Annotated in this window: 16 protein-coding genes; 8 read left to right on the top strand and 8 right to left on the bottom strand. The window is 54.5% G+C overall.

Features of this window, described 5'->3' with window-relative positions; translation table 11 throughout:
* Positions 1 to 129 precede the first annotated feature (129 nt).
* The gene (gene argS / locus WB371_RS15135) at positions 130 to 1,863 is read right to left on the bottom strand and encodes an arginine--tRNA ligase (RefSeq protein ID WP_336220870.1); all 1,734 of its coding nucleotides are present in this window, start codon (positions 1,861 to 1,863) and stop codon (positions 130 to 132) included.
* A 238-nt stretch (positions 1,864 to 2,101) separates the two neighbouring features.
* Here argS and WB371_RS15130 point away from each other — a divergent pair, with 238 nt between their 5' ends.
* The gene (locus tag WB371_RS15130; RefSeq protein ID WP_336220869.1) at positions 2,102 to 2,671 is read left to right on the top strand and encodes a VOC family protein; all 570 of its coding nucleotides are present in this window, start codon (positions 2,102 to 2,104) and stop codon (positions 2,669 to 2,671) included.
* A 2-nt stretch (positions 2,672 to 2,673) separates the two neighbouring features.
* Positions 2,674 to 3,420, top strand: coding sequence for a copper homeostasis protein CutC (cutC, locus tag WB371_RS15125; protein WP_336220868.1), 747 nt, complete (start codon positions 2,674 to 2,676; stop codon positions 3,418 to 3,420).
* A 222-nt stretch (positions 3,421 to 3,642) separates the two neighbouring features.
* On the opposite strand, the gene cmoB is transcribed toward cutC, so the two are convergent.
* From cmoB to WB371_RS15100, 5 genes are read right to left on the bottom strand one after another with little or no spacing between them, the layout of a single operon-like run.
* A complete protein-coding gene (gene cmoB / locus WB371_RS15120) occupies positions 3,643 to 4,611 on the bottom strand; it encodes a tRNA 5-methoxyuridine(34)/uridine 5-oxyacetic acid(34) synthase CmoB (RefSeq protein WP_336220867.1) in 969 nt (322 codons plus the stop codon).
* On the bottom strand, positions 4,608 to 5,351 hold the full coding sequence (cmoA, locus tag WB371_RS15115; protein ID WP_336220866.1) for a carboxy-S-adenosyl-L-methionine synthase CmoA: 744 nt from the start codon (positions 5,349 to 5,351) through the stop codon (positions 4,608 to 4,610). The genes cmoB and cmoA overlap by 4 nt, the downstream gene beginning before the upstream one ends.
* A 40-nt stretch (positions 5,352 to 5,391) precedes the next feature.
* The gene (locus tag WB371_RS15110; RefSeq protein ID WP_336220865.1) at positions 5,392 to 5,787 is read right to left on the bottom strand and encodes an MAPEG family protein; all 396 of its coding nucleotides are present in this window, start codon (positions 5,785 to 5,787) and stop codon (positions 5,392 to 5,394) included.
* Positions 5,788 to 5,838: 51 nt separating this feature from the next.
* A complete protein-coding gene (locus tag WB371_RS15105; protein WP_336220864.1) occupies positions 5,839 to 6,657 on the bottom strand; it encodes a DUF72 domain-containing protein in 819 nt (272 codons plus the stop codon).
* Positions 6,654 to 7,220, bottom strand: coding sequence for a hydrolase (locus tag WB371_RS15100; protein WP_336220863.1), 567 nt, complete (start codon positions 7,218 to 7,220; stop codon positions 6,654 to 6,656). Before WB371_RS15100 ends, WB371_RS15105 begins: the two co-directional genes overlap by 4 nt.
* Before the next feature lie 264 nt (positions 7,221 to 7,484).
* Between WB371_RS15100 and aspS the strand changes: the two genes are divergently transcribed.
* The 6 genes from aspS (at position 7,485) to ruvB (ending at position 12,739) form a co-directional block, all read left to right on the top strand.
* Positions 7,485 to 9,257, top strand: a complete 1,773-nt coding sequence (aspS, locus tag WB371_RS15095) for an aspartate--tRNA ligase (RefSeq protein ID WP_336220862.1) — start codon at positions 7,485 to 7,487, stop codon at positions 9,255 to 9,257.
* 1 nt (position 9,258) lies between these two features.
* Complete coding sequence (nudB, locus tag WB371_RS15090) at positions 9,259 to 9,702, top strand: dihydroneopterin triphosphate diphosphatase (RefSeq protein WP_336220861.1); 444 nt, start codon at positions 9,259 to 9,261, stop codon at positions 9,700 to 9,702.
* A 28-nt stretch (positions 9,703 to 9,730) separates the two neighbouring features.
* On the top strand, positions 9,731 to 10,474 hold the full coding sequence (locus WB371_RS15085) for a YebC/PmpR family DNA-binding transcriptional regulator (RefSeq protein ID WP_336220860.1): 744 nt from the start codon (positions 9,731 to 9,733) through the stop codon (positions 10,472 to 10,474).
* A gap of 34 nt (positions 10,475 to 10,508) precedes the next feature.
* Positions 10,509 to 11,030, top strand: coding sequence for a crossover junction endodeoxyribonuclease RuvC (ruvC, locus tag WB371_RS15080; protein ID WP_336220964.1), 522 nt, complete (start codon positions 10,509 to 10,511; stop codon positions 11,028 to 11,030).
* A gap of 78 nt (positions 11,031 to 11,108) precedes the next feature.
* Entirely contained in the window at positions 11,109 to 11,720 is a 612-nt protein-coding gene (gene ruvA, locus WB371_RS15075; RefSeq protein WP_336220859.1) for a Holliday junction branch migration protein RuvA, read from the top strand.
* An 8-nt stretch (positions 11,721 to 11,728) separates the two neighbouring features.
* Entirely contained in the window at positions 11,729 to 12,739 is a 1,011-nt protein-coding gene (gene ruvB, locus WB371_RS15070) for a Holliday junction branch migration DNA helicase RuvB (RefSeq protein WP_336220858.1), read from the top strand.
* Positions 12,740 to 12,823: 84 nt separating this feature from the next.
* Here the strand turns inward: ruvB and znuB are convergent, their stop codons facing one another.
* Together znuB and znuC are read right to left on the bottom strand one after the other, a co-directional pair.
* Positions 12,824 to 13,609 carry a zinc ABC transporter permease subunit ZnuB gene (gene znuB / locus WB371_RS15065; protein ID WP_336220857.1) on the bottom strand — a complete coding sequence of 262 codons (786 nt, stop codon included), beginning with the start codon at positions 13,607 to 13,609 and terminating at the stop codon, positions 12,824 to 12,826.
* Positions 13,606 to 14,361, bottom strand: coding sequence for a zinc ABC transporter ATP-binding protein ZnuC (gene znuC / locus WB371_RS15060; protein WP_336220856.1), 756 nt, complete (start codon positions 14,359 to 14,361; stop codon positions 13,606 to 13,608). Before znuC ends, znuB begins: the two co-directional genes overlap by 4 nt.
* Between the last annotated feature and the right edge of the window lie 39 nt (positions 14,362 to 14,400).

The following is a 14,400-nucleotide window of genomic DNA, read 5'->3' as shown; positions in this document are numbered from 1 at the left end:
GAGGTGTTATCGTTTCGTATTTTGATGGGATAGAAACAAATTAATCAGTCTCGTAGAGAGATCGTGTTACGGATATAAAAAAGCCTGAGTCTGGACTATCGACTCAGGCCTTAACTTTATAAGGGGGACTTACATCCGTTCTACGGTCTCGATGCCCAGTGTATCCAGACCGAGCTTCAGCGTTTTCGCGGTCAGCAGCGCCAGTTTCAGGCGGCTGTTACGGACGTCTTCGTTTTCGGCGCTCAGGATCGGGCAGTGCTCGTAGAAGCCGGAGAACAGGCCCGCCACGTCATACAGATACGCGCACATCACGTGCGGAGTACCTTCGCGGGCGACAACGGTCAGCGTCTCTTCAAACTGCAACAGACGGGCGGCCAGTTGCGCTTCACGATCTTCACTCAGTATGACGTTGGCGTTCGCCAGCGCAGCTTCGTCAAGACCTGACTTGCGGAACACGGACAAAACGCGGGTGTAGGCATACTGCATGTACGGCGCGGTGTTACCTTCAAACGCCAGCATGTTGTCCCAGTCGAAAATGTAATCGGTGGTGCGGTTTTTGGACAGGTCGGCGTATTTGACCGCGCCAATCCCGACGGCATTTGCCAGCTTTTCCAGTTCATCAGCAGGCATATCCGGGTTCTTCTCGGTGACCAGACGACGCGCACGTTCCAGCGCTTCATCGAGCAGGTCAGCCAGTTTGACGGTGCCGCCCGCGCGGGTTTTGAAAGGCTTGCCATCTTTGCCCAGCATCATGCCAAACATGTGGTGTTCCAGCGGAACGGAGTCCGGCACATAACCGGCTTTACGTACGATGGTCCATGCCTGCATCAGGTGCTGGTGCTGACGGGAGTCGATGTAATAGAGCACGCGATCGGCATGCAAGGTTTCATAACGGTATTTAGCACAGGCAATGTCGGTGGTGGTGTAGAGATATCCGCCATCTTTCTTCTGAATGATGACGCCCATCGGTTCACCTTCCTTGTTTTTATACTCATCAAGGAATACCACGGTGGCGCCTTCGCTTTCGACGGCCAGCCCTTTGGCTTTCAGGTCAGCAACGATGCCCGGCAGCATCGGGTTATACAGGCTTTCGCCCATTACATCGTCGCGGGTCAGCGTGACGTTCAGACGGTCATAGGTGATCTGGTTTTGGGACATGGTGATGTCGACCAGTTTGCGCCACATTTGCAGGAAGTATTCGTCGCCGCCCTGCAGTTTGACCACATAGCTCCGTGCGCGCTCGGCGAAGGCTTCATCTTCGTCGTAGTGTTTTTTGGCTTCGCGGTAGAAACCTTCGAGATCCGCCAGCGCCATTTCACCGGCGTTTTCCTGCTGCTGTTTTTCTAAGTACGCAATCAGCATCCCGAACTGGGTGCCCCAGTCGCCGACGTGGTTCGCGCGGATCACATGGTGGCCGAGAAACTCAAGGGTACGCACGGCGGCATCACCGATAATGGTGGAGCGCAGGTGGCCGACGTGCATCTCTTTTGCCACGTTCGGCGCGGAGTAATCGACAACCACGGTTTGCTTCGCTGGTTTTGCCACGCCGAGACGATCAGACAAGAGCGCCTGTTCAACATGCTCAGCCAGGAACGCCGGGTCGAGGAAAATATTGATAAAGCCAGGGCCCGCGATTTCAACCTTGCTGGCGATACCGCTCAGATCCAGATGAGTCAGCACCTGCTCAGCCAGTTGTCGAGGGGCCATACCCAGTTTTTTAGCAACTGCCATCATGCCATTTGCCTGATAGTCGCCGAACTGTACTTTTGCTGACTGACGAACCTGCGGTTCGCAATCTGCAGGCGCGCCTGCAGCAATCATGGCCTGACTGACTTTTTCTGAGAGAAGAGCCTGAATATTCACCGGAATACCTTACGTTTATGAAGCGGGTTAGTGTTTACCGCCGCAGTTTAAGAATTAAGGGCGGGAGTATACTGCAAATGCCCCTCTGCGTCAGCATCGCACCGCCGTAAGCACGCGCAGAAAATAAGCGTTAATGCACTGCATAACCATGCATTTGCGAAAACCTGTACCCGGCGGTTGGTTGCGGGCACACAACAGAGTAAATTAGCGGCTTTGAACACCGATAAGAGCTTTCACTATGGCGAACTGGCAAACCATTGACGAACTGCATGATATTTCCGCAGACTTACCGCGATTCACTCTGGCGTTCACAGAACTTTCCACTCGTCTTGGTCTGGATGTCGCACCGCTTGAGGCCGATCACATTTCTTTGCGCTGCCATCAGAATGCGACGGCGCAACGCTGGCGTCATGGATTTGAACAGTGCGGTACATTGTTATCAGAAAATATCATCAACGGCAGACCCATTTGTCTGTTTAAACTGGATGAGCCCGTTTGCGTCGCACACTGGCAGTTCACTGTAGTCGAACTGCCGTGGCCGGGGGAAAAACGCTATCCCCACGAAGGGTGGGAACACATTGAAATTGTCCTGCCGGGCTCTCCTGATACCCTGAATGCGCGCGCGCTGGCGCTGCTTTCTGACGAGGGGCTGAGCCAGCCGGGGATTGTTGTTAAAACCAGTTCGCCGAAAGGGGAACATGAACGTTTGCCTAACCCGACGCTGGCAGTAACCGATGGTAAGGTGACTGTTAAGTTTCATCCGTGGTCAATTGAGGCGATTGTCGCCAGTGAACAGCAACAGGAGTGAATATGGCATTACTGGAAATCTGTTGTTACAGCATGGAGTGCGCGCTTACAGCGCAGCAAAACGGTGCGGATCGCGTTGAGCTGTGCGCCGCGCCGAAAGAAGGGGGGTTAACGCCCTCGCTGGGCGTGCTGCGTTCGGTTCGTCAGGCGGTGACGATTCCGGTCCATCCGATTATCCGTCCGCGGGGCGGGGATTTTTGCTATACCGACGGTGAGTTCGCCGCGATGCTTGACGATGTGCGCACCGTACGTGAACTGGGATTTCCCGGACTGGTGATTGGCATTCTTGATGCCGATGGCAACGTCGACATGTCACGCATGCGACAGATTATGGACGCGGCGGGCCCACTGGCGGTGACCTTTCATCGCGCTTTTGACATGTGTACTAATCCATTAAATGCGCTAAAGAATCTGTCTGAATTGGGCATCGCCAGAGTATTAACGTCGGGGCAAAAATCTGATGCAGTGCAAGGTTTAGCAAATATTTTGGAACTTATTGCCGAAACCGATGCTCCAATCATTATGGCCGGAGCAGGGGTTCGTGCAGAGAATCTGCAGCGTTTCCTGGATGCCGGGGTACGGGAAGTACACAGCTCAGCCGGAACCTTGATTGCGTCGCCGATGCGTTACCGCAATCAAGGGTTGTCAATGTCGGCAGATAAGCAAGCGGATGAATATTCCCGCTATGCGGTTGACGGTGCAGCAGTTGCTGAAATGAAAGGAATCATTGTTCGCCATCAGGCCAAATGATTTTTACCGTTGCATCATGTCGCCCAATATGATGCTTGCTCGTACCAGGCCCCTGCCCATTCAACAGGGGCTTTTTTTTATCTTTCTCCTGCATATTTCGGCCTGCAACTGCGCTGGCTTTCCGCGCTCACCCCGGTCACTTACTTAGGTAAGCTCCCGGGGATTCACTGTGTCGCCGCCTTGTTGCAAACCGAACTATTTTGGAGAAAGGCGCTCATTCCATCACGGTTTACGTGCAATCAATACGGCGCGTAACGGGGCGGGGTAACCTTCGACGGTTTTACTCCGATCGCTCGGGTCGAGGAAGTCGGACAGTGATTCGGTCACCATCCATTCGGTACGACGCTGCTCTTCGGTGGTCGTCACGCAGACGTCTGCGATGCGCACATCCACGAAACCACATTTTTCCAGCCAGTTTTTCAGCGCCAGCGCAGACGGGATAAAATACACATTACGCATTTGCGCATACCTGTCGCCTGGCACCAGAACGGTATTCTCATCACCTTCCACCACCAGTGTTTCAAGCACCAGCTCGCCGTCATTGACCAGTTGATCTTTTAGCTGCCAGAGATGCTCCAGCGGTGAGCGGCGATGGTAAAGCACGCCCATCGAAAAGACGGTATCAAACGCTTTCAGCGCGGGAAGTTGTTCAATACCCAGCGGCAGTAAATGCGCGCGCTGATCGTTACCCAGCAGTTTACGCACCGCTTCAAACTGGCACAGGAACAGTTGTGTCGGGTCAATGCCGACGGCCAGATGCGCGCCCGCGCCAATCATGCGCCACAGGTGGTAACCGCTGCCGCAGCCAACATCCAGAATCGTGCGGCCGGTCAGATCTGACAGATGCGGCAGAACGCGATCCCATTTCCAGTCGGAGCGCCATTCGGTATCAATATTGACGCCATAGAGCGAGAATGGCCCTTTACGCCACGGCATCAGGTTACGCATCAGGGTATCAATACGCTTGATTTGCCCCGGGTTTAGGGGCTCCTCGCTTTCGGCGGTGACGCTGTGCAGCAAATCCAGGCGGTAAGGGGTCAGCTCAGGCAAAAACGCCACGGCGTTTGACCACTGTTTGAACAGACCGTGTTGATCGCGCTGCCAGGCGGCAATCTGCGCAGGCAGTGTCTCAAGCCAGTGGGAAAGATGATTTTTGGCAATGAGCTGATAGAAGTTACCAAAGTCGATCATGCGGTCGCCTCAGCTTTCAACGCGACCAGTGAACCAAAGTTAAAGCACTGGAACCACAGTTCGCTGTGCTCAAAGCCTGCCTGACGCAGACGGGCCTTATGCGTTTCGACCGAGTCCGTCAGCATTACGTTTTCCAGCATGCTGCGTTTCTGGCTGATCTCCAGTTCGCTGTAGCCATTCGCCCGTTTGAAGTCGTGATGCATGTTGAACAACAGTTCGCCAACCTGTGCATCTTCGAAGCTGAATTTTTCCGACAGAACCAGCGCGCCGCCAGGGTTAATCCCCTGATAAATCTTATCCAACAATGCCTGGCGCTCAACGGGCTCAAGGAATTGCAGGGTAAAATTCAGCACCACCATTGACGCGTTTTCGATAGCGATGTGACGAATATCGCCTTCGACAATATCAACCGGGGTCGGCGCTTTGTAGGCATCGATATGGCGGCGACAGCGTTCAATCATCGCAGGGGAGTTATCGACGGCGATAATGCGGCAGTTTTCATGATGAATATTACGACGCACCGAGAGCGTCGCGGCGCCCAGTGAACAACCCAGGTCATAGACCTGCGTATTCGGTTGCACGAAGCGCTCGGCAAGCATGCCAATCATCGAGATGATATTCGAATAGCCGGGAACGGAGCGCTGGATCATATCCGGGAAGACTTCGGCTACCCGTTCATCAAAGGTCCAGTCGCCCAGGCTGGCGATTGGCGCAGAAAAAAGCGTGTCGCGGTGAGACATAACGTAAAAATCCGGGAAAAATAAAGTGGCGTATTGTGCGCTAATGCAAGGAGAAAACCAACTCCCATGGCATATACCAAAGGTTCGCCAACACCATCAGCAACAAGGCACACCAGGTGGCGCTCATACCGGAGCGACGCCAGCGGAAAAGACGGTGATGGAAACCGTAATAATGCATCAGCCGACCCACGAGCAGAATAATGCCGCAAATATGCACCATCCAGGTTTCTGCACCGTTCATTTCCATAAACAGCAGCAGCACTAACGCGACGGGAATATATTCCACCGCATTACCATGAATACGGATGGCGGTCTGGAGTTCACTGAAGCCGCCGTCGCCATAGGCAACGCGGTACTGCATTCGCAGGCGGGCAACGTCAAAGGAAAATTTTATCAACAACAACGCACCTAAAACGGCATATAGCGCGCTTACCATACAAACTCCCTTTAAAATGGCTGATGGCACTGTCTATGATAGGTGGCAATCTCAGAAAAGAGAAGATTGCTGTGGAATGGACGGAGCAGTTCCAATGACGGGTAAGGCGTTACGCAGATCATTCCACAGGGTATCGACGAGCTCCGGAGCCTGCGCAATATCCGGAGTATGCAAAAAAAGCCACGGCGTGCTGGTCTGTTCCCAGAGCGGTAATTTTTGCAGCCAGGCGGTGAAAAATTCCCGGTTTTGCTTCATATCATCGCTGCCGATAAAACGTACCAAAGGATCGTTCGCCGTGACCACGGCATGAACCGGCAGTTTCGGCTTTTTACGTTGGGCGTCACGAATCGCTTCATTATGCGGGCGGGCTGCGTGAACCGGACGGCTGTCCAGAATAACGCGATTAACGCCGCGCAGATGCAAACCGCTGTTCAATTGTTTCTCGGCATCACCTTTGGCGAAAAACTCCGGGTGTCGCACCTCAACACCATAGGTAAACGTCTGCGGCAAGGTGTCCAGAAAATGCCAGAGCGCCGGGAGATCGCGGGGGCCAAACGTCGCGGGTAATTGCAGCCAGTATTGGCCGATGCGATTGTCCAGCGGCGACAGGCGAGTGAGGAATTCGTGGACCAAATCGTCACAGTTGCGTAACGCCGCCTGGTGGGAGATGGTCGCCGGAAATTTAAAACAGAAACGGAATGCATCCGTCGTCTGGGCATGCCAGCGGTCGACAATTTCCGCCTTCGGCAGCGCATACAGCGTCGTGTTACCCTCCACACAATTAAAGTGACGGGCATAATCTTCAAGACTGGTAATGCCAAGACGCACCCATTTCGGGTGCGACCACTGCGGCAGGCCAATGTAAATCATAGGGCGTCAACAATCTCATCGACACTGCGTACGCGGGCTATACGCGGAAAAATGTGCGTCAGGCTGTTCTGATGCTGTTCGCTGCTCGCCGCGCTACAGGCATCTTCGGCGATAACCAGGCCAAACCCCAGTTCCCAGGCGTTACGCGCGGTGGACTCGACCCCGATATTGGTCGAAATCCCGCACAGTACAATGGTGTCGATGCCGCGTCGGCGTAGCTGAAGTTCAAGATCAGTACCATAAAACGCGCCCCACTGGCGTTTAGTGACGTCGAGATCGCTGTCAGTTTTACCCAGCGCCTGCGGGTACGACCACCAGTTTTCCGGTAGCGCGGTAGCCGGGGTCGGTGCGTCAACGGGCTGTTTGAGCGCATCGGCGTAATCCTCGGACCAGCCGACGCGAACCATCACTACCGGTGCGCCTTTGGCACGAAACGCTTTCGCCAGCCGCGCCGCGCGCGCCACCACGTCATTGGCTGAATGAGGGCCGCCGGCAAAAGGCAGGATCCCTTCCTGCAGGTCAATCACGACAAGGGCTGTGGTTTTCGCGTTCAGATGTAGCATGATAACTCCCGTCAAAAATCTAAATTCCGTTACACCTTAATCGCGATTACCTGTGTAAGGGACGACAATTTTTGTTATTTTTTGTGAGAATACGCAATGCCCGTCGAGGAAACAGGCGTACAGTCAGTACCGGACTTATCGTGCGGCAGAATTTCCAGTATAATAGCCGCCTTTTTCATTCAGATGTGACATACAGTTAAAGCTGCGACATCGTGGCCTGCAAGACAGGCGACAATCCGCCTGCGGCTAATTAAGGGATATCTCATGCGTACAGAATATTGCGGACAGCTCCGTTTGTCCCACGTGGGGCAGCAGGTGACTCTGTGTGGTTGGGTCAACCGTCGTCGTGATCTGGGTAGCCTGATCTTCATCGACATGCGCGATCGCGAAGGTATCGTGCAGGTGTTTTTCGATCCGGATCGTGCGGACGCGTTAAAGCTGGCCTCTGAACTGCGTAATGAGTTCTGCATTCAGGTGACGGGCACCGTGCGTGCGCGTGACGAGAAAAACGTCAATGGCGAAATGGCGACCGGCGAAATCGAAGTGCTGGCCTCTTCGCTGACCATCATCAACCGCGCAGAATCACTGCCGCTTGACTCCAATCATGTGAATACCGAAGAAGCGCGTCTCAAGTACCGCTATCTGGATCTGCGTCGCCCGGAAATGGCCCAGCGCCTGAAAACCCGCGCGAAAATCACCAGCCTGGTTCGCCGCTTTATGGACGATCACGGTTTTCTCGACATTGAAACCCCGATGCTGACCAAAGCGACGCCGGAAGGGGCGCGTGACTACCTGGTGCCGAGCCGTGTGCACAAAGGTAAATTCTACGCGCTTCCGCAGTCCCCGCAGTTGTTTAAACAGTTGCTGATGATGTCTGGCTTTGACCGCTATTATCAGATCGTAAAATGCTTCCGTGACGAAGACTTACGTGCTGACCGTCAGCCAGAATTTACCCAGATCGATGTGGAAACCTCCTTCATGACCGCCGAACAGGTGCGTGAAGTGATGGAAGCGCTGGTGCGTAGCCTGTGGAATGATGTGAAGGGTGTGGAACTGGGGGATTTCCCGGTCATGACCTTCGCTGAAGCAGAACGTCGCTATGGTTCTGACAAACCGGATCTGCGTAACCCAATGGAACTGGTGGATGTTGCCGATCTGCTGAAAGCCGTTGAGTTTGCCGTCTTCTCCGGCCCGGCGAACGATCCAAAAGGTCGCGTTGCAGCGCTGCGAGTGCCCGGCGGTGCCGCACTGAGCCGTAAACAAATCGACGACTACGGCAACTTCATTAAGATTTATGGCGCGAAAGGTCTGGCATACATCAAAGTGACCGAGCGCGCGAAAGGTCTGGAAGGTATCACCAGCCCGGTGGCGAAATTCCTCAACGCGGAAATCGTGGAGGCCATCCTTGAGCGCACGGGCGCGCAGGACGGCGATATGATTTTCTTCGGCGCGGACAACAAGAAAGTGGTTGCCGATGCGCTGGGCGCATTGCGTCTGAAGTTGGGTAAAGACCTGGGTCTGACTGACGAATCTAAATGGGCGCCGCTGTGGGTTATCGACTTCCCGATGTTTGAAGACGACGGTGAAGGCGGCCTGACCGCGATGCACCACCCGTTCACCTCACCAAAAGACATGTCGGCATCCGGGTTGAAAGCCGCGCCGGAAGACGCCGTGGCGAACGCTTATGACATGGTTATCAACGGTTATGAAGTGGGTGGCGGTTCCGTGCGTATCCACAATGGCGAAATGCAGCAAACCGTGTTTGGCATTCTGGGGATCAACGAACAGGAACAGCGTGAGAAGTTTGGCTTCCTGCTCGACGCGTTGAAATACGGTACGCCGCCGCACGCGGGCCTGGCATTCGGTCTTGACCGTTTGACCATGCTGCTGACCGGTACCGATAACATTCGTGATGTTATTGCCTTCCCGAAAACCACCGCCGCGGCGTGTCTGATGACTGAAGCGCCGAGCTTTGCGAACCCGACAGCGCTGGCTGAGCTGGGTATCGACGTGGTGAAGAAGGAAGAGAAAAACTGATATGGCATACAAGCCTCCCGTTTCTGTCTTAGTCGTCATTTATGCCCTGGACACGAAACGGGTGCTGATGTTACAGCGACGCGACGATCCTGAGTTCTGGCAGTCGGTCACCGGCAGTGTGGAAGAGGGTGAAACCGCGTCGCAAGCCGCTTTGCGCGAAGTAAAGGAAGAGGTCGCTATTGATGTTGCGACGGAGCAACTGGCCTTAATTGACTGTCAGCGCACGGTGGAGTTTGAGATTTTTTCACATTTACGTCATCGCTATGCGCCGGGCGTGGTGCGCAACACAGAATCGTGGTTCTGCCTTGCGCTGCCCCATGAACGGCAGATTATTTTTTCCGAACATCTGAGCTACCAGTGGCTTGATGCGCCCGCTGCGGCGGCCCTTACCAAGTCATGGAGCAACCGGCAGGCGATTGAAGAATTTGTAATTAACATTGCCTGAAAGGGCGTGCTTTTTTGAGGAAATATTTATGGCAGGTCATAGTAAATGGGCCAACACCAGACATCGTAAAGCGGCGCAGGATGCGAAGCGCGGCAAAATTTTTACTAAGATCATTCGTGAACTGGTGACGGCGGCCAAACTGGGTGGCGGTGATCCGGATGCCAACCCTCGTCTGCGTGCGGCGGTTGATAAAGCGCTGTCCAACAACATGACCCGCGACACTCTGAACCGTGCAATCGCACGTGGCGTGGGCGGTGATGATGATGCGAATATGGAAACCATCATCTATGAAGGTTACGGTCCTGGCGGCACTGCGGTCATGATTGAATGCCTGTCTGATAACCGTAACCGTACGGTGGCAGAAGTGCGTCACGCCTTCAGCAAATGCGGCGGAAACCTGGGAACGGACGGTTCCGTTGCGTATCTGTTCAGTAAAAAAGGCGTGATCTCTTTCGAGAAAGGCGATGAAGACACCATCATGGAAGCCGCGCTGGAAGCGGGTGCGGAAGACGTCGTGACCTTCGACGATGGTGCGATTGACGTCTACACCGCATGGGAAGAGATGGGTAAAGTGCGTGACGCGCTGGAAGCGGCAGGTCTGAAAGCCGACAGCGCAGAAGTCTCTATGATCCCGTCAACCAAAGCGGACATGGATGCAGAAACCGCACCGAAACTGATGCGTCTGATCGACATGCTGGAAGACTGTGACGATGTTCAGGAAGTCTACCATAACGGTGAAATCTCTGATGAGGTTGCCGCGACATTAGAATGATGCGGCTTAATCCCGTTTCAACCGGAGGCGCATGATGTCCATCATTCTCGGCATTGATCCGGGCTCACGCATTACCGGTTATGGCGTGATTCGCCAGGTCGGCAGACAACTGACCTACATCGGAAGCGGTTGCATTCGCACGAAAGTCGACGATCTCCCGTCGCGCCTTAAGTTGATTTACGCGGGTGTGACGGAAATCATCACCCAGTTTCAGCCTGACTACTTTGCCATTGAGCAGGTATTTATGGCGAAGAACGCGGATTCCGCCCTCAAGCTGGGGCAGGCGCGGGGCGTGGCGATTGTGGCGGCGGTAAATCAGGAACTGCCCGTCTTTGAATATGCGGCACGACAGGTAAAGCAAACCGTCGTTGGGCTGGGGAGCGCAGAGAAAAGTCAGGTGCAGCACATGGTGCGTACCTTACTGAAACTGACTGCCAATCCGCAGGCGGATGCGGCAGATGCGCTGGCTATCGCCATTACCCACTGTCACGTTAGCCAGAACGTCATGCAAATGAGCGAGTCGCGTCTCAATCTTGCGCGAGGCCGCTTGCGATAATGAAAAATGAGGCTGGATATCTATCCAGCCTTTTTTTATGATACAGCTTTATTTTCGGCCCTAACGCAGGAGCGTAACGTGATAGGCAGACTCAGAGGCATCATTCTGGAAAAACAACCCCCGCTGGTGTTACTGGAAGTGGGGGGCGTCGGCTATGAAGTGCATATGCCAATGACCTGTTTTTATGAGCTCCCGGAATCTGGTAAAGAAGCCATTGTCTTTACCCACTTCGTGGTGCGTGAAGATGCGCAGTTGCTGTACGGGTTCAACAACAAACAAGAGCGTACGCTGTTTAAAGAGCTGATTAAAACCAACGGCGTGGGGCCAAAACTGGCGCTGGCGATCCTGTCCGGGATGTCCGCGCAGCAGTTTGTGAATGCCGTCGAGCGTGAAGATCCTGCCGCGCTGGTGAAGTTACCGGGTATCGGCAAGAAAACCGCTGAACGCCTGATTGTCGAAATGAAGGACCGCTTCAAGGGACTGCATGGCGATCTCTTTACCCCTGCCGCCGATCTGGTGCTGACTTCGCCAGCAAGTCCGGCAACCGATGACGCCGAGCAGGAAGCGGTTGCGGCGCTGGTGGCGCTGGGCTATAAACCACAGGAAGCCAGCCGCATGGTGAGTAAAATCGCTCGCCAGGATGCCAGCAGTGAAACACTGATCCGCGAAGCCCTGCGCGCCGCGTTATGAGGTAAAGGATGATAGAAGCAGATCGCCTGATTTCGGCAGGTGCTACCATTGCAGAAGAGGTCGCCGATCGCGCCATTCGCCCGAAATTACTGGAAGAATACATTGGTCAACCGCAGGTGCGCTCGCAAATGGAGATCTTTATCCAGGCGGCCAAACTGCGTGGCGATGCACTCGACCACCTGCTGATATTCGGTCCTCCCGGGCTTGGTAAAACCACGCTGGCGAATATTGTCGCCAATGAGATGGGCGTTAATCTGCGGACCACCTCCGGTCCAGTGCTGGAGAAAGCGGGCGATCTGGCAGCAATGCTGACGAACCTTGAACCGCATGACGTGCTGTTTATTGATGAGATCCATCGACTGTCACCGGTAGTCGAAGAAGTACTCTATCCGGCGATGGAAGATTATCAACTGGATATTATGATCGGAGAAGGTCCGGCTGCGCGTTCGATTAAAATCGATCTGCCGCCGTTTACGCTCATTGGCGCGACGACCCGCGCGGGGTCACTGACCTCTCCGCTGCGCGATCGTTTCGGGATTGTTCAGCGGCTGGAGTTCTATCAGGTGCCCGATCTTCAGTACATCGTGGGGCGTAGCGCCCGCTTTATGGGGCTGGAAATGAGCGAGGACGGCGCGCTGGAAGTGGCGCGTCGCGCTCGCGGTACGCCACGTATCGCAAACCGTCTGCTCCGGCGCGTACGGGATTTCGCGGAAGTGAAGCATGATGGCACCATTTCAGCCGATATTGCGGCTCAGGCGCTGGATATGCTTAACGTTGATGCCGAAGGGTTCGACTACATGGACCGAAAACTATTGCTGGCGGTGATCGACAAATTTTTTGGCGGCCCGGTTGGTCTGGATAACCTGGCGGCTGCTATCGGCGAAGAGCGCGAAACCATTGAGGACGTACTGGAACCGTATCTGATCCAGCAAGGCTTTTTACAGCGTACGCCGAGGGGAAGAATGGCGACAGTGCGCGCCTGGAACCACTTTGGCATTACGCCGCCGGAAATGCCTTGATGCCTGATGGCGCTGTGCTTATCCGGCCTACAAACCATGTAGGCCGGATAAATCGCGACAGCGTCGCCATCCGGCAGCACCCCGTCAGCTTGCCTGCTTCTTCATCATACTGAAAATAAACAGCAGTGCCGCGCACAGTACGACAGAAGGCCCCGCAGGGGTATCGTAGAAGGCCGAGAAGGTCAACCCGCCTGTCACCGCTATCATCCCGATACCGACCGCGACACCGGCCATCTGCTCCGGCGTACGGGCGAAACGACGCGCCGTAGCCGCAGGGATAATCAGTAACGAAGTGATAATAAGCGCACCAACAAACTTCATCGCCACGCCAATCGTCAGGGCCGTAACCAGCATCAACAGCAGCTTGACGCGTTGCAATTTTACCCCATCCACAAATGCCAGGTCGGGGCTGATGGTCATCGACAGTAAATTGCGCCATTGCCAGAGGAGGATCGCCAGTACAATCACCACGCCAATGGCGATAGAAATTAAATCGTCCGGCGTGACGGCCAGCAGGTCGCCAAACAGGTAGGCCATGAGATCAACGCGAATATTCGACATCAGGCTAACCACCACCAGACCCAGCGACAACGCACTGTGCGCCATGATGCCAAGGAGAGTATCAATGGCGAGGTGAGGGCGTTTCTCCAGCCACACCAGGCCCGCCGCCAGTATCAGCGTGACGGCAATCACCGCATAGAACGGGTTAACGTCCAACAGGAGTCCAAAGGCCACACCCAGCAGCGACGCATGCGCAAGGGTATCGCCAAAATAGGACATCCGACGCCAGACGACGAACGAACCTAACGGACCGGCTGCACAGGCCAGCATGATCCCGGCTAACCAGCCAGGTAATAATAATTCAATCATGAGTGACCATTTCCCCGGCGCAATACAATACGACCCTGCAGATCGTGACGATGATTATGATGGTGGCGATAAATCCCCAGTTGTTCCGCGCCGCGAGGGCCGAACATAGAGATAAATTCCGGATGCATGGAAACGATTTCAGGGGTTCCCGAGCAGCAAATGTGGTGGTTCAGACACAGCACTTCGTCTGTTTTTGCCATCACCAGATGCAAATCATGGGAAACCATCAGCACGGCACAATCCAGTTCGCGGCGTAACTGATCGATAAGGTCGTACAACGCCACCTGACCATTGACATCAACGCCTTGCGTGGGTTCGTCAAGCACCAGAAGCTGAGGTTTATTCAGCAGCGCTCGCGCTAACAGAACGCGTTGCGTTTCGCCGCCGGAAAGTTTTTGCATCGGCGCGTCAATCAGGTGTGCGGCCTGCACGCGCTTAAGGGCTGGGAGAATGTCATCTTTCTTTGTACCCGGACGCAGACGTAAGAAACGGCTGACGGTCAGCGGCAGGGTGGTGTCGAGATACAATTTCTGCGGAACATAACCAATTCGCAACTTGCCGTTACGCTTGATCACCCCCTCATCCGGGGCTACCAGTCCGAGAACGACCCGAACCAGCGTCGACTTTCCGGCACCATTTGGCCCGAGAAGCGTTAAAATTTTACCGGGTCTGAGTTCGAGCGAGACGTCAGAAAGGACGCGGCGCTGACCGAAGGAGACCGAGACATTTTCCAGTGAAACCAAAGTCGTCATGTCAATTTTAGTCTTGCAGAAGTTATGGAATGTTATAAT

It is taken from the genome of Citrobacter amalonaticus, assembly GCF_037053465.1.
Taxonomy (GTDB): Bacteria; Pseudomonadota; Gammaproteobacteria; order Enterobacterales; family Enterobacteriaceae; genus Citrobacter_A; species Citrobacter_A amalonaticus_H.
Note: the sequence above shows the minus strand (reverse complement) of the source record. Positions and strands in the feature narration are given on the sequence as shown.